We start from the raw sequence: 24556 nt of genomic DNA, 5'->3' as shown, positions 1-24556 counted from the left end.
TTATGAATCAAAATCTGCAATACATACAATCACTTATTAATCATATCAACAAAGATGTTACACTTGATGAAGCTGGCATCGAAAAGTTGTCCTCTATACTTGTTTTTAAAGACTTAAACAAAAAAGAATTTTTAATAGAACCCGGACAAACAGCTAACACCATGAATTTTATAGCACAAGGTTGTATGCGTAGTTATTATTTGGATGAAAATGCACAAGAACATACATTACAACTAGGAATTGAAGAATGGTGGATCAACGATTTGTACAGTTATTTAAGTCGGAAAAAATCTCGCATGTATGTACAAGCCTTAGAGAAAACGACGCTCGTTCAATTACCAAGAATTGTATTAGAAACCTTATTTATTGAAGTCCCTGAAATTTCCAATTTCTTCCGTTTAAAAATACAAAGCGCTTATGTTGCTGTTCAAGAACGTGTCATCGATAGTATGAGTGATGATGCTTATGAGCGTTATATAAGCTTTAGAAAAACCTATAGAGATATAGAACAGCGCGTTCCGCAATACATCATAGCTTCTTACCTTGGGGTTACTCCAGAATTTCTAAGCTATTTACGAAAAAAACACTCTTAAATTCGCTTCTTAAGATAGCTTAAGTTTTTTCTTCTCTACTGCTTCTAATTTTGACCCATATAATAACAAATGGGTTATGTTACGATTTTTTCAAGTTTTTGTATTTATTATTTTTGGCGGATTAGCATCTCATGCACAAAATATTAATGTTTCTCCTGAAATAGTACTTGGTAATCGATCGGCTGCTTATCAGCATTTTGTAGGTTACCAATTTGATGCGTCATGGTCTATCAACAATGTCGTTTTATTTGATTCTGAATATACGCATGACACCAACAATATTTTTTTTATCAGAAATATGTTGTCTTACAATTTGAATTCACATTTTAAAGTCAATGCCGCTTTCGGAATCAAAAACCCAGGAACATTTACAAGTCTTACCACGCAATATCAGTATACCAAAACACAATTCAAACTGACTTATGCTATTGGTAGTACCTATCAAAACGGATTTACATTAGAACAAAATTTAATCTTGAATTATACCCCAACGTTAAGCAACGCATTTCAAGGCTATATCAATCTATTTGCTGTTGTCAATACAAATTTTAAAGAACTGGACAGAGGAATTCAACAATTACGTATCGGACTAAAAAAAGCGCAATTAATTGCAGGTATTGCCGTAAATCTAGATCAGTTTACAAAAGGAAAGAACAGCCTTGAAAACTTTGGGGTCTTTATAAAATATAACTTTTAAATTTTAATACTATGAACACTAAACAACACATTGGAATACTTATTTTACGAATCAGTGTCGCATTTACAATGCTCATTTATGGCATTACCAAATTCATAAATGGTATTGATTTTATCAAAAACCTCCTAACACAATATGACCTTCCTGCATTTTTTGGATACGGTATTTATGTTGGTGAAATTATTGCACCTGCTTTGATTATTATCGGATTTAGGACAAAGCTCGCCGGACTTGTTTTTGCTTTTAATTGTCTGGTGGCGATTGTTATGGTACAACTCCCAAACTTGCTAAAGTTAAATGAATTTGGAGGTTGGGCTATTGGTCCCATTTTCATCTATATGATGTTTGGTTTTGCTTTATTCTTTACTGGAGCTGGTAAATATGCTGTATCAACAACCAACAAATGGGATTAATCTAAAACGATGAGACTCTTATTACAAATATTAGCTTTAACTGGTGGCGCCTTTCTGGCGATTCAAGCGGGATTTAACTCTCAACTTGGTAGTCTGCTAAAACAACCCATTCTGGCCGTAGTTGCGACCTCTTTAAGTAGTGTAGTCTTCGGAGTGATATTGCTTTTTATACTTAACAAAGGAACTGTTCAACCTATGATCACTACACAAATACCTTGGTATTTATGGTTTATAGGCGGATTATTTAGTGTCATAGGCATTAGTATTTACTTCTATACCATTCCGAAGCTTGGCATCTCCAGAATGATTGCTCTCGGACTTTGCGGGCAACTCATTTTTTCAATGATTGCAGGAAAATATGGCTGGCTCAATCTACCTGTGGAACCTTTAACATCAAAGCGGCTTTTTGGAGCAATCGCCATGCTAATAGGCATCATACTCATTAATACAAAATAATAAACGATGACAACAATACAATCAAATATCGTAAACCTCATTTCTTTATGGAAAAATGCCACGCAAGCTTTTAACACCTATAATGAAGATCAACACTTAGGTTACTGTTTTGTGCCTCAATCGGAATGGCCAAACAAAATCTGGTTGAAATGCGAACACAATCCAGAGATTCTAAATGACATTAAATTGCTTTTAAAATCTGAATTAAGCGGCTTTACTTTTTCTTATTTTGATCTAAACTCCAATTCAAATACCATTTTTGATTACTACGGATTTAATGAAGTTTCCTTACAGTATGGAATGAGTTTGTCGCTTACTGAAAAACTAAAAACATCTAAAACACTAACATTCCAACTCGTTACCAATGCCAATGATGCGAAATTATGGAGTAAGACCTTTAAAAAATCATTTGGGTATTTCGTTTCAGAGCAAACTATTAATAAAACATACCATAATATTAATTACTACTTAATCTATGATCAAGCAGAGCTAGTAGGAACGGTTATAAGTCACCAAACACAGAACACTTTTGGTATTCATAGCTTGGGAATTTTACCCAATATGCGCGGTAAAGGCTATGCCACTCAAATCATGTATCATCTTCTTAACGAAGCTATAGAACAAGACTGCGATGTAGCTACTTTACAAGCCTCTAAAATGGCAAAATCCATGTACGAAAAAATGGGTTTTAAAACCGAATTTATGATGAGAAACTACAAACTAAAAACACAATAAAAATGGAACTAATAAAACACTTACAATGGCGCTATGCTACTAAAAAATTTGATACAACAAAAAAAGTAGCAACCGATGATCTTCAAAAATTAAAGGAAGCGATACAATTATCGGTGTCATCTTACGGATTACAACTTTATAAGGTTTTGATTATTGAAAACCCTGACATCAGAGAGCAACTCAAACCTGTTTCCTGGAATCAAAGTCAGATAACCGATGCCTCTCACCTATTTGTATTCTGTAATTATACTGAAGCACATTCAGAAGCTATTGACGCATTTATCAAACAAACGGCCAACACACGACAATTAGATATCAACCGACTAAATGGCTATGGTGATTTTATAAAAGAAAAATTGAAGGAAAAAACACCAGAAGAAATAACAAGCTGGCTGAAATCACAAACCTATTTAGCACTTGGAAATCTTTTAAATGCCTGTGCCGAATTAAAAATTGATGCTTGTCCAATGGAAGGTTTTGAGCCAGAAGCCTACAATCGCATTTTAAGACTCAACAAACAAGGCTTAAATGCCGCTGTCATAGCACCAATAGGTTATAGACATGAGGACGATCATACTATTGGCTTGGCAAAAGTTCGTAAGCCAATTACACAATTATTTGATGTTTTATAATTGAATATTAGTTTTTTTGATTTGAAGGTTTGGGTTTATGCTCAAACCTTTTTATTTTAGAGAGCTATATAAGCTACACACTCCTTCTCATGGAAAATGACATTGTAAAACTAATTTCAAGATATCTTACTTTGACTGCGGAAGAATGTCAAGCTTTTACAGATTGTATTCCTATCAAAACATACAAAAAAGGCGATGTCATTTTGAGAGAAGGACAGATCTCAAGAGATTCTTATTTTGTTATTAAAGGCTGTGTAAGAAAGTATTATATCATTGATGGTGAAGAGCGTACAACAGAGTTTTATGTAGAAGATGAATCTGTGGCTTCATTGCAAAGCTATCAAAACAAAACTCCTGCGAATCATTATTTTGAATGTGTTGAAGATTGTAAACTTGCAGTGTTAAACTATGATAAAGAGCAAGAATTATTTAAGCGTGTTCCAACATATGAAACATTATGCCGCATGTCTATGGAGAACGATTTTGGTGAGCAACAAGAAATACTAGCCAAATTTATGACTTCGAGTCCAGAATCACGCTATAAAAACCTTTTAGAAACCAGACCTGATTTGGTTCAACGTGTACCACAATACCATTTGGCCAGTTATTTAGGTGTCAAACCAGAATCTTTGAGTAGAATTAGAAAACGAATCACTCAAAAATAGAGTATAGTTTTTAATTAAAGAGAGAAGCCAGATAATAATACCTGGCCTCTCAGATTAGTGTTAGTAAGTAATTAGGGATTTCGTTTAACTCTTAACTATTTAGCTACATAGCAGCTACTATCTATGAAATGTAAGATTTACATTTTTACTATTTTTTTAGAAAACAATTGACCAGAATGAACCTCAATGGTCAACAAATAAACACCTTTTGGTAAAGCTGAAACATCAACCTGATTTTTTCCGAAGGATTTATGAATCATTTTACCTGTTAAGTCATAAAGTGCTAAGGATTCAATGGTTTCTTTTGAAGAAGTTATGGTGACACTATCTTTAGCTGGATTAGGAAAGACACTAATAAAATCCTCACTATATTCTGATTCATCTATGCTAAGTGCCTGAAGATCTAAAGTGTATTTCACCAAACCTAAATCTATAGATGCAATATAAATATCGGCTTCATTAGATGTGTTAAATTTCACTTGTGAATTATTAGAACCAATAGACATCAGCGCATCATTTTCAATACGTGTCCAGTTTTGTCCACCATTAACCGTATAAACAATCGCATAATCAGACACTCCTGAAGTATGAACCGTTCCAACCATATAACCATCAGTCACATCAGAAAAAAATATTTGATGAACTAATTCAGTATAAATCTGACTCCATGTTGATCCGCCATCTACCGATGTAAAAATCCCCTTATTAGATGCGATTGCTAATTGTTGCGGATTTAAGGGATTGTTATCTATATGCAAGATAAGATCTAAACCTGGATTGAGTTGTTCTAAACCACTTGATAACGTCCAAGTTGCACCATAATCTTCCGTTTTATAAACTCTGGTACCCACTGTGATTACAACATGCCCCTGATTTTGAGGGTCAAAATGTATGCCTCTAACAACACCATTATTTGGCAATGGAATATTTGTGGTCTCCATGGCATCAAAATCATTCACATCTACACTGTAAAGCTCTGAATATCCAGACGTATTTGAAAACGACACCCAAATTGTATTTTGGTCAAATGAATCTGTTGCAACCGCATCAAAATAGTTCATATAGGTATTTAAAATTTGATGTTTTGTTTGTCCGTGATCCTCGCTAATATTTAGGTTAGAACCAAACCAACCACCACTAAATGTAAAAACTCGTCCTTCAACAAACGCATCAACATATAATGTTGGCGCATCACTTTGATTGTACCAGTTAATTGGAAGGATATCAAAATCTTCTTCTACGTTAGTTGTTAAATCTTTGTGTACAAACCCATATTGCACCCCATAATACAGATGTTCATTACCATTTGGAAAAAGCCCTAAAGAACCTGTAGACAGATAGTAATTATTTTTTGACCAGGTCAAAGTAACACCACCATCACTAGAAAACTGCGGATGGTAATCACTATTAATAAACACTTCGTTATTATTAAATGGATTAAAAGACAAGTGAGTACCATAATAGTAGCCATGAACATTATCGGAGTCATGAATATGATTCTGCCAAGTGGTTCCGTTATCGTTAGAAATGACGATTTCGTTCTCTTCTAAAACAATAATTTGATTAGGCACGTTTGGATTAAACCCTATGACAGTTATATCATCTAATTGTTCATTGGTCCAAGACATAGGAACAATTTCCCAAGTATCACCAGCATCGGAAGAACGGTATAAATTTTCGGCAACACTTCCAAAACTAATTCCTGTACCTAACAAAATATCATTGGGATCATTCGGATTAAAAGCAATAGGCGCCACAACGATTCCCGGTAATTTGTCTACCCATGTTTGTCCGCCATCTGTAGACATAAATAAGCCTCCATCTACACCTGAAGGACCAAGACCTCGCCCTAAAAATAAATGATTTGGATTATAAGGGCTAATAGCCACACTATTAATAGCTACTTCATCATTATCAGATTTTGAGTATACCAAATTCCAGTTTTCACCTCCATCTTGTGTATAATACGTGTGTTCAGCTGTACTATAATCTAACTTAGTATTCATCAAAATAACATCAGAATTTCCGCTATAAATACTATATGATTTTATAAAACGATCAGGAGAACTATAAGGGATTTCAATTTCATCAATAACTGAATTTGTGGCTAAGTCAAAAATAATAATGGTATTGTCTGGAGAAGACTGTTTAAACTTAATAAAACTTAAAGCCGTATTATTATTGGTCATTTTTAAGTCCTTAAATGTGGTGACATCGTGTACCGACATCGAGAATAACACCTCCCAATCTACTCCGTTATTGTGGGACACCAAAATATGGTTAAACAACGACGTTGCATACAATTTATCCTGAATATTAGGATCATAGGTGATATTAAAAATTCTGCCATAGTCGGAAGAGCCAATAGACTCTAACTGGGCGTGTGACATTTTAGTTGTACATAATAAGGCAACTAAAACCAGTAGTGTAATTTTAATTTTCATGTGTTTATTAATTAAATATTAGTCCTGCTAAGGTGGAAATTCACTTAGAACTAACAGAAAAAATGACACGAAAAAGTGGGACATCCTATGATAAATAGTGGGACATTTGGGAGCCTAAAATAGTTTTATTGATTTAGTAGACTAAAAACCAGAGAGGTAGTCATATATTTTAGAGGTATCTTGCAAATCCATTTTTTTGGCTACTCTTTGTTTCCGTTTTCTACAGGCATCAGCCGTGATGTTAAATATTGAAGCGATTTCTTTAGTCGATAAATCCATATACAAATAGCATATAAAACGAATATCATTGGTATTTAATGACGGATGCTTTTCTTTTAGTGCTTTTAGAAATCCGTAGTTTGCCTTTTCGAAATGAAACAAAAAATCCTGCCAGCCAGAATGATCATTCAAATGCTTTTTAAGTTGCTGAACTAATTTTTTCAGGTTTGTATTATTTAGTAAATCAGGATAACTACTAATCGTTTGAATAATCTCTTGCAATAATTCATTTCTACTAGCCGTATTTAATGCTTTTGATGTCAGTTTTCTATTATTAGTTTCCAATTCATTTTCAAGTTCTAACATTTTAATCTTTTGATTTCTTTCGGAAATGATTCGCTTTTGTTTAGCCTTAGTGCTATACGTTTTAAGCGACCAAAGTGATGTTAAAATCATTAATGCGATTGCAATTAATATCACATAAAATGTTTTGCGTTCTTGTTTAAGTTTGATCTGTTCTTCAATAATTTCATTCTCGTAGCGCTTTATGTCAAACTTAACGCGACTGCTTTCAAATTGGTCTTCTCTTATTTTTTTGAATAAGCTGTCTTTAAAAAATAGTACAGAATCTTTATAAGTTCTCGCTTCTGAAAATTCATTCAATCTGTATTTAATATCTGAAAGCTGATCAAAAATATCGATACTTGATTCAATACTTGTATAATTGTTTTTTGCTTTTAAGGCATAGTCTAATGCTGCTATTAAGTCATTATTTTTAAGACTGATTTGTGACAGTAGTAAAAACGATCCCGAAACATGTTCAAAAAGTCTATGCGCTTTTAAATCGGATATAATATGGGTTAATACATCTGCAGACTCATTATAATTCGTTTTTAGATAGAGGTTTTCAGCAATTGCATATTGTGCTTGCAATTGCAAATCTTTATCAGACACATGGTTTTGGGTCATTTCGAGATACTCGTGAGCCTTATCAAGATCACCTAAAAGGTTTAGAGTTAACCCTAAATTTACAGCATAAAGTCCAATTTTATCCGTTTCATTAGTTTTTGAAGCGATTTGGAACGCTTTTAAAAAGTAGGTTTTAGCTTCTTCATAGTTTTCATCATTAAAATACAGGATACCAACATTATTCAAAACAACCATTTCTTTTTGGTCATTTAAATAGTTAACAGCAACATCATAAGCTTGTAAATAATGATTTAAAGCTTCTCCATAATCTGAAAGTTGATAATAATTTGCGCCAATATTGTTTAGTGCAAAAAACAGTTCTTCTTGCCAGCCATTACTGGAGGCAATAGCTTGAACGTCAATTAAAATTTCTAGTGATTTTGTATACTCTTGCCGATTAAGAGCATCAACACCCAACTGAATTAATTTTTTGCATTGTTCTTGAGATTTTTGAGGTGGAATTGCTATAAATAATAGAGCAATGATTAAGGTCTTCATAAGATCAATTGAATTGAGTTTTCTTTCTTCAAATTTTACACTTAAGTTTTAAAAATATGATGGTAATGTCAAAAATTGTTGGTTATAAAATCCAACCTGTTGGATTTCAGGAGCGTTCATAGAGGCTTAATGTTTGAGTAAAATGTAATTAATTATGCTTTAATATTTCAAGTTTTTCCTGAGAATTATCACACCAGAAACAATCGTCATTTTCTGGTTTTAATTCTAACGCTCTTGTAAAAGCATTAATAGCATTAGCTTTTTCATCAGCTTTAAAATAGGTGTCTCCTAAAGAATCCCAACTATTTCCATCATCAGGAAATAATTGTATGTTAAGTTTATAAATACCAATTGCTTTTTCCATCATTCCTTTTCGGTAGTAAACACCTCCTAAACGATTTAAATGTCTGGGTGAATCAATAACCTCTTCATATGTTAGTTTTAGTTGTTTTTCTAAATCGTTAACCGAACCTTGATATGCTTCAGTAAATTTGTAAAGTTCACTTACCATATATTTTAGTAATTCGTTGGGTACGTAAGTTGAATCAAATATTATATTTTCAATTTCCAGTGTTATTCTTCCTATTGGTCTAACATAGGCATTAGATGCCAATAATATAAGTGCATCTTCCTCTGGAAACCATACAAATTCATTATACGAAACCCCATTAAATCCATTATGTGTGATGACTTTAGTACCTCTTTCAGATGTAAAAATAGCCCAACCGTAAGCATAGTGACTCGACTCGTCTTCATATTCGGCCACATGGGGTTTTGTAAGTATTTCAAATGATTCCTGGGATAAAATTTTATTTGATTGTAATGATTGATACCATTTGTACATATCATTATTTGTAGAATGTATGCCTCCATTTGCCAATACGGTTCTTGCTATTGCACCATCTTGCTTATACTGTGCGATATGAGACCCTTCGTTAGAAACATTAAGCAAATATTCATCGGCAACAGTTGAGTTCTCCCAATCTGGTAATAAATAACCTGTGTGCTTCATTCCTGATGGCTGGAATAATTTTTCATTGAGATATGTTTCATAGTCTTGTCCTGAAACTAACTCAATAATCCGTCCCAAAATGCTATAACCAGAATTTGAATATGAATAGTCGGAGCCTGGAGTAAATAACAACTCCGATTCAAACAAGTCGGAAAAATATACGTCCATTGGCGTGAGGTCGAAATCATCGGTATTACCATGACCAAAACCAGCAGAATGGGTTAATAACTGATGAATGGTAATGTCTTTTTTATCTTTTGGTAAATTATCGAAGAAGCTACTTATAGAATCCTCTAACTTCAATGTATTGTCTTGAACTAATTTCATAATAGCAGCACCTGTAAACTGCTTTGACACTGAGCAAATGTCATAAACTGTATTGGGACTGTTAGGAATATACTTTTCTTTGTTAGCGAATCCGTAACCTTGATTGAGAATAATGGAATCATTTTTAACTACCAGGATAGCTCCTGAAAATCCGTTAGCCTCACTTTGCTTTAAATAATTGTCTATGCGGTTTTTCAGTAAATCAGATGGGGTTGTCGCTGTTTTATCAGGTTGGCAAGCAACACATAAAACAGTTAGGACACCAGCTAATATTAGAAATAAATGATGTTTTATTTTTAGAGTTTCTAATTGAAATTTATTACTCATAATATGCTTTTTTTAGTTGATGATTTTATTCTATATGCCATTTAGCAAATGATTTATGCGTGATTTGTACTCCCAATTTTTTATGAAAGCGAATAATGCTTTTACATCTTTAGAAACCGCTTTTCTAATGTTTATCATTTTCAACACTTGATATTAATTCCATATGTAAAATGGGATACGGTTTTCCAGAGGCATCCGTTTCCGATCTTCCCTTTATTACAAATCCGCAATGTTTATAAAACCCTAGAGCAGCTACATTCTGTTCGTTGACATCGACTTTGGTAACCTTAAAATGATTAATGGCATAATCCAATAAAGTTTGACCAATACGTTGACCTCTGTGTTCTGGATGAATAAACAACATCTCTAAATTTCCATCAGACACACCCATAAACCCTAATATTTTATGGTTCTCACCTCTATAACATCGCAATTCAACAGCATCCAGATATGTATTTAAAATTAAAGGTTTGAAATAGGCAATATCTTCTTCCTTTAAAAAATGGTGTGTTGCTCTTACAGAGGCTTCCCAGACTGTTATTACCTGAGGATATTCAAATTTGTCGATGTAATCTATATTTTCTTTCATTTTAAAAACTTATTGATTTCCGATTATCCAATTTGATATGCTATATAAAAAATCATTCACGAATTTCTTATCAAGTTTAGCATACTCATCACGTTGACCAGTTTTAGCCTTTTGAAAGAAATGATTTGCTTCATCAAAGGTTATAAACTGATAATCTGTTCCTGATTTAAGGAGCGCGTTTTCCATTCTGTCTTTATTTTGATGTATCGGAACTTGAAAATCCAAGCCACCAAAGAGACTTAACACTGGCACATTTAATCGCTCAACATCTTTTGAAGGATCGTAATATAGAAAGGACGTTAAAGATGGTAAGCCATAAATGATTTTATATTCATCAGCTTTTGCAATAGCTTGCTGCTCTAACTTTTCTTTATCAATACTTTCGTTTGCCGACATTTCAATTAGAATGCTTTTAGTAGTTGCTTTAAACACATCGTAAGCCTTATCAATATGCTTATCATCTTTAATAGCTCGCATCAACTTGTTATGTGCAGAAACATCAGCCTCGATATAACGTTTAGGCAAATTTGTATTTTTATAATCTTGCCTTACTTGATAAGTCACGACTTCAATTAATGGCACTGCTGGCGCTCCCATTAAAATTACCTTTTCCACAGACGTATTCCCAACAGCCACTTTTCCTGCAAGAATTCCTCCTTGACTATGGCCTAACAATATGAAACTTTTAAATGAATGCTGTTTTGAAGATTTAAAATAGTTCATAATATTTTCTAAATCACTTGAATGATCTTCAATTGTAGAATTAACGAAATCGCCTGTACTATCACCTACACCTCTATCATCATAGCGAAAAGATGCTATGCCTTTTGAGGCTAAGTGATTTGCTATATCTTTAAAAATTTTAAATCCTTCTAAAGTTTCATCGCGATCTTGTGGTCCGCTTCCAGAGCTCATAATGACTAATGACATTGTTTGAAGATGCGTTGGTAGCATCAGTGTGCCACCAATAGTGACATCATCTGTTTTGATTAAAATATCAGTGGGCTCTGAATCCTGAATTGACAATTTATGACTTGCCAAACATGACACTGTAAAAGCAAAGCATCCTATTATTACTAACAATTTCATTTTTGTTTTCATATCAAATAATGTTTTACAGTGATTTATTCTTTGCCTTCCTTAAACAAATCATCTATTTTCGATTTAAAGCTAACATTAGGCATTACGTTATAAAATTCCTCAAGCAAATCTAATGAGCTTGGTTTTTTAGGATATTTATTATTAGCCAAAAAATTCCGGAGTGCCTCATTCACCTTATGTTCTCCTAATAATTCACTTAATTTCACCATAGCTACAGTTCCTTTAGAATAAGCAATGTGCGTTGCTCCATAAGGCACTTTATATAATGGTGGATTGCCATAAAGTCCTTTTTCGTTATCATAAATTTGTTGGTGAATTTGAACACGCTCCATCATGCGTTCTTTACCATACATCTTTTTATAAATCATCATTTCGGTATACATCGCTAAGGTTTCGGTAAGCATCGAAGCACCTTCCCGTTCATCTGGATTTATTTGACTACTTCCCCACCATAGGTGAGAAAGTTCATGTCCTGCTAATTCATTTATAACATCCTTATTTGGATCGCTGTCTATATTGGAATGAAAAATCATCTGCTCAGTCATAAAAATTGCAGATGGATATGCTGTAGCCGCAAACCCACTTGTGAATGATGAAACCTCAACAAAACTGGCTTTTTCAAAAGGGTAAGGACCAAAATTATCTATACAATAATCTAAACTTAGAGCAGCATTATTTAATAATCGATCAACATTTTCGGGATGTTTTTTATCATATAAAACCTCAATAGTTATACCTCTGTGATTTCTAGATATTTTTTGATAATTAGCAGACGATACCGCAAATCTAAAAGGGATATTGTTGGCTCTAAATTGCGCATAAGCTCTATTGGCTTCTGTCCAAGTTTTAATCATATCACCTGTCCCTACAGGTGTTTGACTGGCCTCTGTGGAAACCGTCATCTTTAAATCAATAAAGTCATTTTTAAAAACCTCAGGCATTTCGAGTGGTTTTAATCCTGTTGGTTCACCAAGTTGATTTTCCAGGCGTTTTTGTTCATCTTTAATTTCTCTATCCTTTTGATACCCAACAGAAGGAAAATAGTTGCTAATCCGCATAAATGATCCATTACCAACAATCGCATTAAACGATTGATGCCCATTTACAGGAAACCATTGATAAGATATTTTAAATGCTAAAGTGGCAATCTCATTTGGCAACAATGGCTGACTTAGTTTGATTTCTGAAACATGCTCATCTAGTACTATATTGTCATCATGAATTTTGAATGTCGCCTCTTGTATTGTTAAATCTGAATGAAAATTGAACAGAATATTTTCCATTGGTTCTTCAGATAGATTTTGCAACACATAATTTCCTTCAATTTGATAAGCATTTTTTGTCGGAAATAAGTCTATTTTAGTATCAACATCTGTAATTGTTGGTTGTGGTATATGTTGGTAGTGACGGAAGTTTTTCTCATAATTAACAGCTTCAGCGAGCATTGTATCTTCATTTTTTGACGTATAACCTTCCATAAAGTAAACACCACTAAAAACAGCTAAGCCACCAAATACAGCTACCAAAACTGATTTCAATGTAGCCCAATGTTTGGTCTTATAATAGGAATTTAAAATCCATAGTAGTCCGACTAAACCTATTCCAAAACACAATCGGTTAATAAACGCTAATAGATAAACACCATAGCCATTTAAATCACTATAAAGACCTTTAAATCCTGAGAAAACATGAAATAATGGATATGGCAAAATCATTTTCAATAACGGTTTTGCAAAAACAAGTACCGCTAATATTGAAACACCTAAAGCAACATATTTGTTATTTATAATACTATTAAGCAACAATAAAAAAGCAGCAAATAAAATAAGCGGTAGGGTATTAAAAACCACAACTCCTAAATACGCCATCCAATCAACAGATGTATATCCATAACACATTTGAAATACAAGCGCTAATACAATAAGAATTATTGTAAGAAAAACGATCAAAACACTTATCGAAATAAGATGCCCTTTTAACTTGGTTTTTGAAAAAAACGTACTTTTTTCTATTAAGTAAAAATGAGTTGTTCGACTTCTATAATATAAATCGTTCACAAAATAAACTAAGATCAAAGCGCCTATTAAATGAAAACTTTGAGAAATTGAAGTCGCCAGGAGACCTGAACTTGCATATTGCTCAGGCAAACGTATGCCTTTATCTATTTCTGCATACATTTCCATACCCACAAAAAATACAATGAGTATTGAAACGGCAACAATGGTGACACTTTTAAACAAATAAATTAAATCCACCTTGGCATAGGAAAGCATAGATTTAATTCCCGATGCAGCACTAAAATTAAGCTTAGGTATTATTGCTTCTGTTAGTGTTTTGATTGAATCTGAAACGTTTAGCCTTTTTTTCTTTAACTCTTTTTTACTTATTGTTTTGGCAAATGCATAATACCGATTAGCCACTACCAAAAAGACTAGTGATAATATGATATAAATCATTCGGTTTAGAGCCAAAAATCCTGAAAGTGGAATCACATGCTGATTTTTTTGCTCTACAGTAAAATGTCTGGCTTCAAAAAAGTAAGCAGAAGCGCCAAATGGATCTATGATTGATGAGAGTTGTTGCATTTCTATGGATTGCGGAATACTTCCTGCCATGAATGGGGAATTAGAAAAAAGTAATAATACCATGTAAAGTACATACAGTAATAATCCACCAACAACAACTAACAACTTTTTACGTGTGGTGTAAGCAATCATAAATAAAAAACTACATACAAATAAGCCGTTGGTGACACCAAAAATCAAAAATGGGTAAATGTATGACCACAGGTGGAATCCTGTTTGCATTTCGCTACCAGTTCGTAAATTTTGACCAATGACAAATCCTATAATTAGGACTAGGAAACTTAATAGAGTTTTTAAAGTAAAATAAGAGAACTTACCAACTAAATATTGCTTTAGAGATACAGGATAGGAAAATAACATGATATCGAATTTTGTATCCCACTCTTTAAACAATAGTTCTAGCGCATATAAAATGGCAAAAAATATAATTGAAAGGCTCAACAAAGCCATCATAAAACCAATAGTATATGGTGCGTTTAGAAAAATACCTTCGCCAGCAGTAAGATTAAATTTGTAACCACAAAACAATCCTACAAATACTAATATGACACCTGTTAAGCTTAAAACCCAATGATTACTGCTGTGTTGTAATTGAAATTTAAATATCGCATTCATACTAATTGTTTTGAGAAAGTACATTAAAGTAAACATGCTCAAGTAAAGGCTCTATGGAATAAAACCCTTCAGGTTGTTCAGGTGAAAAAACGGTGATTTGTAATTGTCGCTCTATTAATTGCTGACTTATAACATTGAAATTGGTTAGGTAAAATTCCAATTCTTCATTGTTTATTGATTTGGACCAAATTTTACCTTGCAATTCTGTAATCAATGCTTTAGGTCTACCTGTTTTTAGAATCTGACCTTTATTCATAATGGTCATTTCAGAACAAAGATTCTTTACATCTTCTACTAAGTGTGTAGATAATATGACAATAACCTCATTACTTATATCACTAAGTAATGTATTAAAGCGGTTACGTTCTTCGGGATCAAGACCTGCTGTAGGCTCATCAACTATAATAATTTTAGGATTTCCTAATAAGGCTTGTGCCACGCCAAAACGTTGTTTCATTCCACCAGAAAACGTATGCACTTCTTTATCTTTAAAGTGCCACAGATTTACTTTTTCTAATAAATATTGAATCTGATTTTTGCGCTCTACTTTATTATTAATACCTTTTAAAACAGCAATATGATTTAACAAATCATAGGCATTAACTTTAGGATACACACCAAAATCCTGAGGCAAAAAACCTAAATTTTTTTTGATGTATTCCGTTTGGCTTACAACGTCAATATCATTAAACTCTATAGTACCAGAAGAAGGTTTTTGTAAACCTACTATTGTTTTCATTAGTGATGATTTACCAGCACCATTGGGACCTAATAAACCAAACATCCCATTCTTTATTTCTAAAGAAATATTTCTAATTGCTTGATGACCGTTCTTATAGGTAAGCTCTAGATTATTAATTTTTAAAGTGTTCATTTTTTTGGTTGTTAGTATATTAAACATATTCATCGGAACTCGTCCAGTTATCCTTATTCAACGGTATATAAAAACCCTTTGACTCGCAATTTTATAAGCCTGCTGCATAATTTGCACTAGTGACTTATTGGTTTTAGGCAGTTTTAGTAGTTTATTTTCCGTAGGTTTCATTTTTAATAGTCCTGATGTTTTTTTTCTACGATAGTCTTGATGTTTCTAAATCATGTCTTTATTACAATAGGTTGCCTTCTCAAAATCTCTAATGTTTATAGAAATAACAGGGACTTGGGGAAACATAGTTTTAAGTGCTGTCACAATTTGCTTTGACAAATTGGTTTTTTGCTCAATACTTCGCCCTTGCATAATGTTGGCAAACACATGTATAAAGTTGTCTTTAGTCGTTCCTGTTGTATAATATGGATACGGATTAATGCGTACTTTGATTTCTTCAGGAGTGAATAAATTTGTTGATTTAGCAGTATCATACACCTTTTGAAGAATCACTTCTGGGGTTGTGATTTTTATGATTTGCTCTGAGCAGTCTATAATAAAATGTGGCATATCTGTTCGTTTTTTGATTGATGATATAATAGTCTTTGTTTGTTTTTAAATTAAGATGATATATAACAGTATCGTTTATCTGAAAAGCATAACTATTTGTTTGAAAAGCGGTTTAAAGATTCATTTCTTATTAAAATTAGGGATTGCTAATGCTGCAATAGTTCTGGCGGCTTTTGTAGGTGAGTTACAATCACAATTGCTAAAGCCTATAACATAAATGTCTAAACTTGGCACATAAATACCCATAGATTTAAAGCCAAATATACTGCCGCCATGCTCTCTCGTTGGCACACCTTCAATAGCTTTTAAATGCCAACCATAACCATAGTCAAATTGCTCTCCAGTATTTAATGAATTTTTTCTAAATACCTTATCAATTGTACGCTGAGAAACTAGCAGATTATTGTCAATAGCTTCTTGCCATTTTAACATATCGTCAACGGTTGACATTAAAGAACCTGAAGCATACGGAATATTTAAACTCACATACATCTTGTTTGTAAAATCTCCTCTGTTATGATAGCCATAGGCTCTATTCTTTACAATCTCTCTATCATTTGCATAACGAGAATTGTTCATTGCCAGTTTTTCGAAGATGTTTGTTTCTATAAAATCTTCATACGTGTTTCCTGTTATTAACTCAATGACATATCCCAAAATGACATAACCAGAATTATTATACTCAAATTTTTCACCTGGCTTAAACACTGCAGGTTCATCTTTTAAAAAGTCAACTAGCTCTTTTGGTGTAAGATCTTCTTTAGCAATACTCATAATGGATTTCATCTTAGTAAAATCCTTGATACCAGACGTATGTGTCAATAGATGATGTAGGGTAATATTGTTTCCATTAGGGTACTCTGGAATAAATTTTGAAACAGTATCATTTACATTTAATTTATTTTGTTCCTCGAGCATCATGACAGCAATAGCTGTAAATTGTTTGGTCATAGAACCTATTTGGAAAACATTCTCTGGCAACATATCTACATCGAGTTCAATGTTGGATTTACCAAATGCTTTTCTGTAGATTGATTTACCGTTTTTTGCTACTAAAAACACAGCTCCTGGCTCATTCTTATTTTTAAATACGGTAGCTAACACACTATCTATTTGGGTCTCTAAAGTTTGTGAATATGTGTCTTGTATTGTTACAATAGTAAAGACAAAAAACAGGCTTCTTTTTAGTAGTTTTAATTTCATAGTAGTCGTGTTTTGGTTGATTATAAAGATGTTAATCAAGATTGTCTTGAGTTCCTTTTAAACCATACCTATCGCAATTTCTAAAAGGGATGTAAAACCCTGAGTTCTTAGCTATCTTGTATGCATTATCCATTATTTCTTTTATTGATTTTTCTCTGTAGGATTTATTGGGTCTTGGTTGCTTTAAAGAATTTTTCATTTGTCTAGTATTCATAAGCTCTTCTATAATTATAGCAATTCTTATAGCTAATGTCTTTAAATAATCATTTTTACTCCATCAAAATTAGACTGTTAAATAGATAATAATCTTAAGGTATCTTAAGAAAAGATAACCGTATAGAACTACGACGGAAAAAGTAGCTTTAAGTTACACCATTTTTGAAATTTGTTGTGTCGTTTGCTTTTTAAACCCAATCACTAATAACCAAATGGTAAACGAAAACTCACCAATAACTGATGGCATAACCACGATGATTTCAAAAACATCCTTATAATCAATATAATTAGACATGAATAATTTAGCCGTACCATCTAGAATATAACCAATAGCAGCAAGTAGTAGCAAAAATCCTAAAGCTTTAGGTATATCTACTGATTTCAATACTAGATAACCCAAAATAATTAAATGAATACCAAAGAATAATAATCCAATAGTCCAAAACGTATCAAAATCTATTAATAAATTTACTACGCTATGTTTTAAGATATCTGAAATACTAGCATTAGATGTCAACAGGTAAATACTCCATAACTTAAATAAAGCAATACCAAAAAAAAGCGCGTGTAATAACCTAAATAAAGAAGCTATATAAGTTATTTTTCTATTTACGGATTTCGTTAAACCAGTAAGTGACCAAACCAAAAGGACATCAAAAAAAAGCATCACCACAAAACCAAGCAGTCCGATACCAAATTGAGAATGATTACTTATAAAATTTGCAGTGGTAATAGTTGGATTGTTACTATCCACGAGACTTTCAAGTACCGCGAAGTTGGAATAAAACCCAGCTATAAAAATCATTACATAAGCAATTCCAGATATTTTAGCTATTTTTCTCATAATTCTGCACATTTGATTTTATGCAAAATTATTGGCTCACAAAATAGATTTCATTGACTTTAGTTAAGAAAAGCTTTTCTGAGCTTGATTAAAAAAATAGGTTCGAATACAGTTACTTCCCGATACAGAAATTAGCAAAAATATTACCCAACAAATCATCATTAGTAATCTCTCCTGTGATCTCCCCAAAGTGATATAAGGCTTGACGAATATCGATAGCTAATAAATCTCCTGAAAGCCCAGTTTCAAGTCCGTGTTTGACTTTCTGAATTTCCTCAAAAGCTTTCAACAAGGCATCATAATGTCGTGAGTTGGTGACGATAGTTTCATTATTTCTTAGCGCACCTGTATTGATTAAATCGAGTAATGCATTGGTTAACTGTTCAACACCAAAGCCTGTTTTTGCTGATAATAATTTAATATCTGGAATTTCAGAGTGTAGTTTAGAAATTGAAATATCATCGACCTTATCTATTTTATTAGCAATGACAATAAGTGGTTTTTGCGGATATTTATTTCTGATTTTTTCAATTTCAATCGTAATGGTTTTTAAATCTGAAATAGACTTAACACTATCAAACAAATAAATAACCACTTGTGCCTGGTCAATCTTTTCAAAGGTTTTTTTAATACCAATACTCTCCACCACATCTTTAGTTTCTCTGATGCCTGCGGTGTCTATAAACCGAAAGCCTATGCCTCCTATCGATATTTCATCTTCAATCGTATCTCTGGTTGTTCCTGCAATTTCTGAAACAATGGCACGCTCTTCATTGAGCAAAGCGTTTAGCAAAGTAGATTTACCTACATTTGGCTCACCAACGATGGCCACAGGGATGCCGTTTTTGATGACATTACCAACAGCAAACGAATCAATTAAACGTTTCAACACAAAGGTGATTCTTTCAACCAGTTCTTTGAACTGAGAGCGGTCTGCAAATTCAACATCTTCTTCAGCAAAATCTAATTCTAGCTCTATGAGTGACGCAAAATTGAGAAGTTCTTCTCTGAGTTTAGCAATTTCCGAAGAAAATCCGCCACGCATTTGCTGCATCGCAACTTGATGTGAGGCTTCATTATCACTAGCAATCAAATCGGCGACAGCTTCAGCTTGTGATAAGTCTAATTTTCCGTTTAAAAAAGCACGTAAGGTAAACTCTCCTGCATCAGCCATTCGGCAACCGTTCCGAAGAAATAATTGAATCATTTCTTGTTGAATGTACAAACTGCCATGACAAGAAATTTCGACCACATCTTCGCCTGTATACGAATTTGGGTTTTTAAATACCGAGACTAGCACTTCATCAAATACACGATCGTTCTCAACTATATGCCCCAGATGAATAGTATGAGTGGCTTGTGCTGCCAAGGTTTTACCTTTTACAACAGATCTAAAACAAGTGTCTACAATTGAAATGGCCGAACTCCCTGAGAGTCTGACGACGGCAATTGCGCCACTTCCTGAGGCAGTTGCTAACGCTACAATAGTATCCTGTTGAGTCATGCACATTATTTTTTACAAAAGTATTGCAATTTTACTTTTTTAAAACCAAATATGTGATTTCTTTAAGGTTTCATGTGACTTTAATATTTTTTGAGTTTGATTTTTTGTAGTCTAACTTATTATATTTGCAGAATAAAACTTATAAATCATGAACAGGATAATTGCAATTTTATTAATTGGTGTTTTACTTAATGCATGTAAAACAGACGGAAGTTCTAAAGAAGTCTTGAGAGACACCTATTTAATAACTGGTGAAGCTCCCGGAATTTATAATGGCATTAGAGCTTACCTTCAGGAAACGGATGAACGTGGCAGAAAAATTAATAAAGATACGGCCATTATTATGAACGAACGCTTTACTTTTGAAGGCAAAGTAGACACACCAAAACTATGGTTATTAAGCATTAACAGTACCAAAGGCAATCTGGCACTTATTGTTGAAAACAAAGAAATCACCATCGATGTTGATAAAGATGATTTAGCCAATTCTGAAATTAAAGGGACTAAAGCCAATGAAGAATTAATGGCTTATAACACTAATATCAAGTCATACAGCACTAAAATCACCGAGTTGAATAGTAAAATTCGTGCCACCGATGATAAAGACCTCAAAAGTAGTTTAGCTGTTGAATACACCAAATTGACCAACGAAGTTAAAGCACAACCAGAAGCATTCGTTAAAAGCCATAACAATAGTTTATATTCTTTAGTCATACTAGACAATATGCTAAATAATAAAGAGGCCGACATCAATAATATAGCAAGTCTTTACGATAACTTAGATGCCAATTTAAAATCTACAAAATTTGGCACTGCTGTCAATGTGAAGCTTCAAGGTATAAAAGCAACCAGAGAGCGAATGAGTGCTACCGAAATAGGCAAAACAGCTCCAGATTTTACAGCGCCTACTCCAGACGGAAAATCACTGAATCTCAAAAGCGTTTTAGGTAAAGTTACTATCGTCGATTTTTGGGCTGCCTGGTGTGGACCCTGCAGACGAGAGAATCCAAATGTTGTTAAAGTCTATAATAAATACCATGATAAAGGATTAGAAATTGTTGGTGTTTCTCTTGATGGTAATTCTAGACAAAAAGATCCAAAAGCTGCTTGGTTACAAGCCATAGAAAAAGACAAATTAACTTGGCATCAGGTGTCTAACCTCAATTATTTTAATGATCCTGTAGCCAGAGCTTACAATATTAGATCGATTCCGGCGACTTTTATTTTAGATGAAAACGGAACCATTATTGCTAAAAACCTGAGAGGTCCTGCATTAGAAGCAAAAATAGCAGAATTGCTAGATTAGTAATTCAAGCCATTCAAAATAGAAACCTTTGTTCTGTATAGAATGAAGGTTTTTTTATACTCTAAAGGTTTAAATTTTTCCCATTTTATGTAACACAAATAATATCACAATTGGAACGGCCAATAAACTAACCATAAGCAATTCGGTTTCAAATAAAGATGGTTTCAAAATTAAGGTAATCGCATAACCTCCAATGGCACCACCAAAATGCGCATCATGCCCAATATTACCTAGGCGCTTTCGCATGCCGTAGATAGAATATAATAAATAGCCTATTCCAAATACAAATCCGGGAATAATAAAGTTTATTTGCATCATTGGATCTATTAAAATAGCCGAATACAACACACCCATCACAGCTCCACTCGCTCCTACAGCACTATATTGATATTCGTTCTTATGAAAATAAAATGATAATAAGCTTCCCAAAATTAAACTACCTATATAAACGATTAAAAAATTAAACTCTCCTAATTCATAGATAACGCGATCGGCAAAAAAATACAGCGTAATCATATTGAATAATAAGTGCTGCGGATTTGCATGTAAAAACGCAGAACTAAATATCCGAATCTGTTCTCCTCGCTGAATACTACCAACATTAAATTTATAACGTTCAAAAAAGCCATAATCGTTAAATCCTTTGTAGGATATCAATACATTAGCCGCAATAATGATAATGGTAAATAAACTTAAACTCCCCATAGACTTTTAAACGTTTTTATTATAATTATATTTGTCGGTGCAAATCTAATACTTCTTGATGCAATTTATAATTTACATTTTAGTTTATCCATTTTTATGGTTTGTTTCTATACTACCTTTTCGGTTATTATATGCGTTTTCTGATGTTTTATACCTTCTCATTTATCGCTTATTTGGCTATCGGAAAAAGACCGTCTTATCGAATCTAAAACTTGTGTTTCCTGAAAAAGACGACCAAGAAATCAAACAAATCACAAAAAAATTCTACCATCATCTATGTGATATGATGGTTGAAGCCATAAAATCTTTATCGATTTCTGAAGCTGAAATGAAAAAACGTTTTACCTTCACTAATGTAGAACTCATTCAAGAGCTAGAAAACAAAAACAGAAGCATTGTTCTCATGTGCGCACATTACGGAAGCTGGGAATGGATTTTCATATTACAAACCTATGTGAAATCCAGAGGAAATGCCATTTATAAACGAATTGAAAACAAATATTTTGACCGTTTAGTCAAACGTATTAGAGCTAAATACAACAGCCATTTAATCACCACGAAAGAAACCATTCCGGAACTTATAAAATTAAAAGAACAAGGTATTACAACTATCAACGGATTTGTTTCAGATCAAACACCGAGACCTTGGAAGGCTTTTCTGTGGACCGAATTTATGAACATTAGAGTTCCCGTTCATACAGGTGCCGAAATGCTGGCAAAAAAACTAGATATGTCTGTGGTATTTTTTGGCGTTAAACGCCTCAAACGTGGCTATTATGAAACGTCATTTGTGACGCTGGCAGAACATCCTAAAGAATTAGAAGATTATAAAATCACAGAACACTTTTTAAAACTTGTTGAAAATCAAATCCGTGAAGCTCCTGAATATTATTTATGGACGCACAAACGATGGAAACATAAAGACAAAGGTCCAGAAGACTATAAATAGATTGCTACAAACTAAACCAAGCCTTAATTAATTCATCACTAGAATCAGGCTGAGAAGCGCTTAATGATTCATGTATAAACTCATTTGTGGCGCTTTGATAGTTATACGCTTTTGACCACTCTTTATGGTTTTTTGCTAAGGCTTTTATACTATCACATACAAATACAATCTCTTCATTAGTTGTTGTTGGGTGAATTGACATTCGAATCCAGCCTGGCTTTCGTACCAAATCACCTATAGAAATTTCACTGGTAAGTTCGTGACTCATACGTTGATCTACATGCAATAAAAAATGCCCGTAAGTACCCGCACAACTACAACCACCTCTGGTTTGAATTCCGAAGCGATCATTCAATAATTTAACACCAAGGTTATAATGCAAATCATCAATATAAAATGAAATGACACCAAGACGATCCTGGTGCTGACCTGCAAGAATGTTAATATTGTCAACAGGATCTAATGCTTTAAAAATATAAGACACCAACTCATGCTCACGTTTTAAAATATTGTCAACACCCATCTGTGTTTTCAACTTAATCGATAAAGCTGTTTTTATAGTTTGAAGAAAGCCAGGAGTTCCACCATCTTCGCGATCTTCAATATTATCTATGTATTTATGTTCGCCCCAAGGATTCGTCCAGCTTACTGTACCACCTCCAGGACAATCTGGAATCATATTTTTGTATAACTTTTTATTAAAAATCAACACGCCCGAAGTGCCTGGTCCGCCCAAAAATTTATGTGGCGAAAAGAAAATAGCATCCAAGTTTTGCAATTCGTTTTCTGGATGCATATCAATAGCAACATAAGGCGCCGAGCAGGCAAAATCCACAAAACATACACCTCCATTTTTATGCATTAATTCTGCAATATCATGATATGGTGTTTCCAAGCCTGTCACATTTGAACCACCAACTACTGAGGCGATTTTTAAGGTACAATCTTTATATTTTTCGAGGAGAACTTCAAGGTTTTTTAAACTGAACAACCCATTGTCATCAGGAGGAATAACTTCTACCTTAGCAATCGTTTCTAGCCATGAGGTTTGATTAGAATGGTGCTCCATATGTGTCACAAAAACAACAGGACGAATCTCATCAGGTACAGTGGTGTACTTTCTTAAATTCTCAGGAACTTTTAACCCTAAGATTCTTTGAAATTTGTTAATCACACCCGTCATCCCATTACCCGAAACAATAAGCACATCGTCATCATCGCAATTGACATGTGCTTTGATAATATGCTTTGCTTCATGATAAGCTTTGGTCATCGCAGTTCCTGAAACTGTAGTTTCGGTATGCGTATTAGCAACGAATGGTCCAAACTCATTACATATTTTCTCCTCTATTGGTCGGTATAGTCTTCCGGAAGCTGTCCAATCCGTATAAATAATTTTTTGAGTTCCAAAAGGAGAATCAAATTCCTGATCGATACCAATGATATGCTTTCTGAATTGATTAAAATACAATTCAAGTTCTGAAGGCTTAGTCATTGAAACTTCTGTAGAAATCATA

Annotated in this window: 23 protein-coding genes; 9 read left to right on the top strand and 14 right to left on the bottom strand. The window is 33.4% G+C overall.

The window, feature by feature from the left end; translation table 11 throughout:
• The first annotated feature begins 2 nt into the window (after positions 1–2).
• The 7 genes from N4270_RS07105 to N4270_RS07075 all read left to right on the top strand — a co-directional run bounded on the left by N4270_RS07105 (position 3) and on the right by N4270_RS07075 (position 4191).
• A complete protein-coding gene (locus N4270_RS07105) occupies positions 3–593 on the top strand; it encodes a Crp/Fnr family transcriptional regulator (protein WP_260096332.1) in 591 nt (196 codons plus the stop codon).
• Between the two features lie 76 nt (positions 594–669).
• Complete coding sequence (locus N4270_RS07100) at positions 670–1290, top strand: hypothetical protein (protein WP_260096331.1); 621 nt, start codon at positions 670–672, stop codon at positions 1288–1290.
• Between the two features lie 11 nt (positions 1291–1301).
• Positions 1302–1703 carry a DoxX family protein gene (locus N4270_RS07095; protein ID WP_260096330.1) on the top strand — a complete coding sequence of 134 codons (402 nt, stop codon included), beginning with the start codon at positions 1302–1304 and terminating at the stop codon, positions 1701–1703.
• 9 nt (positions 1704–1712) lie between these two features.
• Entirely contained in the window at positions 1713–2159 is a 447-nt protein-coding gene (locus N4270_RS07090) for a DMT family transporter (RefSeq protein WP_260096329.1), read from the top strand.
• Between the two features lie 6 nt (positions 2160–2165).
• Complete coding sequence (locus N4270_RS07085; RefSeq protein ID WP_260096328.1) at positions 2166–2894, top strand: GNAT family N-acetyltransferase; 729 nt, start codon at positions 2166–2168, stop codon at positions 2892–2894.
• Positions 2895–2896: 2 nt separating this feature from the next.
• Positions 2897–3526, top strand: coding sequence for an NAD(P)H-dependent oxidoreductase (locus N4270_RS07080; RefSeq protein WP_260096327.1), 630 nt, complete (start codon positions 2897–2899; stop codon positions 3524–3526).
• Positions 3527–3615: 89 nt separating this feature from the next.
• The gene (locus N4270_RS07075) at positions 3616–4191 is read left to right on the top strand and encodes a Crp/Fnr family transcriptional regulator (protein WP_260096326.1); all 576 of its coding nucleotides are present in this window, start codon (positions 3616–3618) and stop codon (positions 4189–4191) included.
• 137 nt (positions 4192–4328) lie between these two features.
• Here the strand turns inward: N4270_RS07075 and N4270_RS07070 are convergent, their stop codons facing one another.
• From N4270_RS07070 to mnmE, 12 genes are all read right to left on the bottom strand, one after another.
• Positions 4329–6635 (bottom strand): T9SS type A sorting domain-containing protein, encoded by a 2307-nt coding sequence (locus N4270_RS07070; RefSeq protein ID WP_260096325.1) that lies wholly within the window; start codon positions 6633–6635, stop codon positions 4329–4331.
• Between the two features lie 141 nt (positions 6636–6776).
• Positions 6777–8321, bottom strand: coding sequence for a tetratricopeptide repeat protein (locus tag N4270_RS07065; RefSeq protein WP_260096324.1), 1545 nt, complete (start codon positions 8319–8321; stop codon positions 6777–6779).
• A 148-nt stretch (positions 8322–8469) separates the two neighbouring features.
• Positions 8470–9987 carry a serine hydrolase gene (locus N4270_RS07060; RefSeq protein ID WP_260096323.1) on the bottom strand — a complete coding sequence of 506 codons (1518 nt, stop codon included), beginning with the start codon at positions 9985–9987 and terminating at the stop codon, positions 8470–8472.
• A gap of 124 nt (positions 9988–10111) precedes the next feature.
• Positions 10112–10576 (bottom strand): GNAT family N-acetyltransferase, encoded by a 465-nt coding sequence (locus N4270_RS07055; protein ID WP_260096322.1) that lies wholly within the window; start codon positions 10574–10576, stop codon positions 10112–10114.
• A gap of 9 nt (positions 10577–10585) precedes the next feature.
• Positions 10586–11677 carry a S9 family peptidase gene (locus N4270_RS07050; RefSeq protein ID WP_260096321.1) on the bottom strand — a complete coding sequence of 364 codons (1092 nt, stop codon included), beginning with the start codon at positions 11675–11677 and terminating at the stop codon, positions 10586–10588.
• Between the two features lie 23 nt (positions 11678–11700).
• A complete protein-coding gene (locus tag N4270_RS07045) occupies positions 11701–14877 on the bottom strand; it encodes a M1 family aminopeptidase (RefSeq protein WP_260096320.1) in 3177 nt (1058 codons plus the stop codon).
• Position 14878: 1 nt separating this feature from the next.
• Complete coding sequence (locus tag N4270_RS07040) at positions 14879–15751, bottom strand: ABC transporter ATP-binding protein (RefSeq protein ID WP_260096319.1); 873 nt, start codon at positions 15749–15751, stop codon at positions 14879–14881.
• Positions 15752–15967: 216 nt separating this feature from the next.
• Positions 15968–16312, bottom strand: a complete 345-nt coding sequence (locus N4270_RS07035) for a 5-carboxymethyl-2-hydroxymuconate Delta-isomerase (protein ID WP_260096318.1) — start codon at positions 16310–16312, stop codon at positions 15968–15970.
• A 120-nt stretch (positions 16313–16432) separates the two neighbouring features.
• Positions 16433–17515: a serine hydrolase gene (locus tag N4270_RS07030; protein WP_260096317.1), complete on the bottom strand. Its 1083-nt coding sequence runs from the start codon at positions 17513–17515 to the stop codon at positions 16433–16435.
• Positions 17516–17546: 31 nt separating this feature from the next.
• On the bottom strand, positions 17547–17714 hold the full coding sequence (locus tag N4270_RS07025) for a hypothetical protein (protein ID WP_260096316.1): 168 nt from the start codon (positions 17712–17714) through the stop codon (positions 17547–17549).
• A gap of 168 nt (positions 17715–17882) precedes the next feature.
• Complete coding sequence (locus N4270_RS07020) at positions 17883–18575, bottom strand: DUF4386 domain-containing protein (protein ID WP_260096315.1); 693 nt, start codon at positions 18573–18575, stop codon at positions 17883–17885.
• Between the two features lie 112 nt (positions 18576–18687).
• Entirely contained in the window at positions 18688–20079 is a 1392-nt protein-coding gene (gene mnmE / locus N4270_RS07015) for a tRNA uridine-5-carboxymethylaminomethyl(34) synthesis GTPase MnmE (protein WP_260096314.1), read from the bottom strand.
• 148 nt (positions 20080–20227) lie between these two features.
• Here mnmE and N4270_RS07010 point away from each other — a divergent pair, with 148 nt between their 5' ends.
• A complete protein-coding gene (locus tag N4270_RS07010) occupies positions 20228–21385 on the top strand; it encodes a TlpA disulfide reductase family protein (RefSeq protein ID WP_260096313.1) in 1158 nt (385 codons plus the stop codon).
• Between the two features lie 69 nt (positions 21386–21454).
• Here N4270_RS07010 and N4270_RS07005 read toward each other — a convergent pair whose 3' ends face one another.
• The gene (locus N4270_RS07005; protein ID WP_260096312.1) at positions 21455–22090 is read right to left on the bottom strand and encodes a rhomboid family intramembrane serine protease; all 636 of its coding nucleotides are present in this window, start codon (positions 22088–22090) and stop codon (positions 21455–21457) included.
• Positions 22091–22148: 58 nt separating this feature from the next.
• On the opposite strand from N4270_RS07005, the gene N4270_RS07000 reads away from it, so the two are divergent.
• Entirely contained in the window at positions 22149–23039 is an 891-nt protein-coding gene (locus tag N4270_RS07000; RefSeq protein ID WP_260096310.1) for a lysophospholipid acyltransferase family protein, read from the top strand.
• Positions 23040–23043: 4 nt separating this feature from the next.
• Here the strand turns inward: N4270_RS07000 and N4270_RS06995 are convergent, their stop codons facing one another.
• Entirely contained in the window at positions 23044–24555 is a 1512-nt protein-coding gene (locus tag N4270_RS06995; protein ID WP_260096308.1) for an aminotransferase class V-fold PLP-dependent enzyme, read from the bottom strand.
• Position 24556: the final 1 nt, after the last annotated feature.

It is taken from the genome of Psychroserpens sp. SPM9 (genome assembly GCF_025153525.1).
Taxonomy (GTDB): Bacteria; Bacteroidota; Bacteroidia; order Flavobacteriales; family Flavobacteriaceae; genus Psychroserpens.
The sequence above is the reverse complement of the archived record's forward strand: the minus strand, read 5'-3'. Positions and strand labels throughout refer to the sequence as shown.

Coding starts and splice junctions, on each gene's coding strand:
- N4270_RS07105 (WP_260096332.1), top strand. CDS start 3: ATGAATCAAAATCTGCAATACATACAATCACTTATTAATCATATCAAC.
- N4270_RS07100 (WP_260096331.1), top strand. CDS start 670: ATGTTACGATTTTTTCAAGTTTTTGTATTTATTATTTTTGGCGGATTA.
- N4270_RS07095 (WP_260096330.1), top strand. CDS start 1,302: ATGAACACTAAACAACACATTGGAATACTTATTTTACGAATCAGTGTC.
- N4270_RS07090 (WP_260096329.1), top strand. CDS start 1,713: ATGAGACTCTTATTACAAATATTAGCTTTAACTGGTGGCGCCTTTCTG.
- N4270_RS07085 (WP_260096328.1), top strand. CDS start 2,166: ATGACAACAATACAATCAAATATCGTAAACCTCATTTCTTTATGGAAA.
- N4270_RS07080 (WP_260096327.1), top strand. CDS start 2,897: ATGGAACTAATAAAACACTTACAATGGCGCTATGCTACTAAAAAATTT.
- N4270_RS07075 (WP_260096326.1), top strand. CDS start 3,616: ATGGAAAATGACATTGTAAAACTAATTTCAAGATATCTTACTTTGACT.
- N4270_RS07070 (WP_260096325.1), bottom strand. CDS start 6,635: ATGAAAATTAAAATTACACTACTGGTTTTAGTTGCCTTATTATGTACA.
- N4270_RS07065 (WP_260096324.1), bottom strand. CDS start 8,321: ATGAAGACCTTAATCATTGCTCTATTATTTATAGCAATTCCACCTCAA.
- N4270_RS07060 (WP_260096323.1), bottom strand. CDS start 9,987: ATGAGTAATAAATTTCAATTAGAAACTCTAAAAATAAAACATCATTTA.
- N4270_RS07055 (WP_260096322.1), bottom strand. CDS start 10,576: ATGAAAGAAAATATAGATTACATCGACAAATTTGAATATCCTCAGGTA.
- N4270_RS07050 (WP_260096321.1), bottom strand. CDS start 11,677: ATGAAAACAAAAATGAAATTGTTAGTAATAATAGGATGCTTTGCTTTT.
- N4270_RS07045 (WP_260096320.1), bottom strand. CDS start 14,877: ATGAATGCGATATTTAAATTTCAATTACAACACAGCAGTAATCATTGG.
- N4270_RS07040 (WP_260096319.1), bottom strand. CDS start 15,751: ATGAACACTTTAAAAATTAATAATCTAGAGCTTACCTATAAGAACGGT.
- N4270_RS07035 (WP_260096318.1), bottom strand. CDS start 16,312: ATGCCACATTTTATTATAGACTGCTCAGAGCAAATCATAAAAATCACA.
- N4270_RS07030 (WP_260096317.1), bottom strand. CDS start 17,515: ATGAAATTAAAACTACTAAAAAGAAGCCTGTTTTTTGTCTTTACTATT.
- N4270_RS07025 (WP_260096316.1), bottom strand. CDS start 17,714: ATGAAAAATTCTTTAAAGCAACCAAGACCCAATAAATCCTACAGAGAA.
- N4270_RS07020 (WP_260096315.1), bottom strand. CDS start 18,575: ATGAGAAAAATAGCTAAAATATCTGGAATTGCTTATGTAATGATTTTT.
- mnmE (WP_260096314.1), bottom strand. CDS start 20,079: ATGACTCAACAGGATACTATTGTAGCGTTAGCAACTGCCTCAGGAAGT.
- N4270_RS07010 (WP_260096313.1), top strand. CDS start 20,228: ATGAACAGGATAATTGCAATTTTATTAATTGGTGTTTTACTTAATGCA.
- N4270_RS07005 (WP_260096312.1), bottom strand. CDS start 22,090: ATGGGGAGTTTAAGTTTATTTACCATTATCATTATTGCGGCTAATGTA.
- N4270_RS07000 (WP_260096310.1), top strand. CDS start 22,149: ATGCAATTTATAATTTACATTTTAGTTTATCCATTTTTATGGTTTGTT.
- N4270_RS06995 (WP_260096308.1), bottom strand. CDS start 24,555: ATGATTTCTACAGAAGTTTCAATGACTAAGCCTTCAGAACTTGAATTG.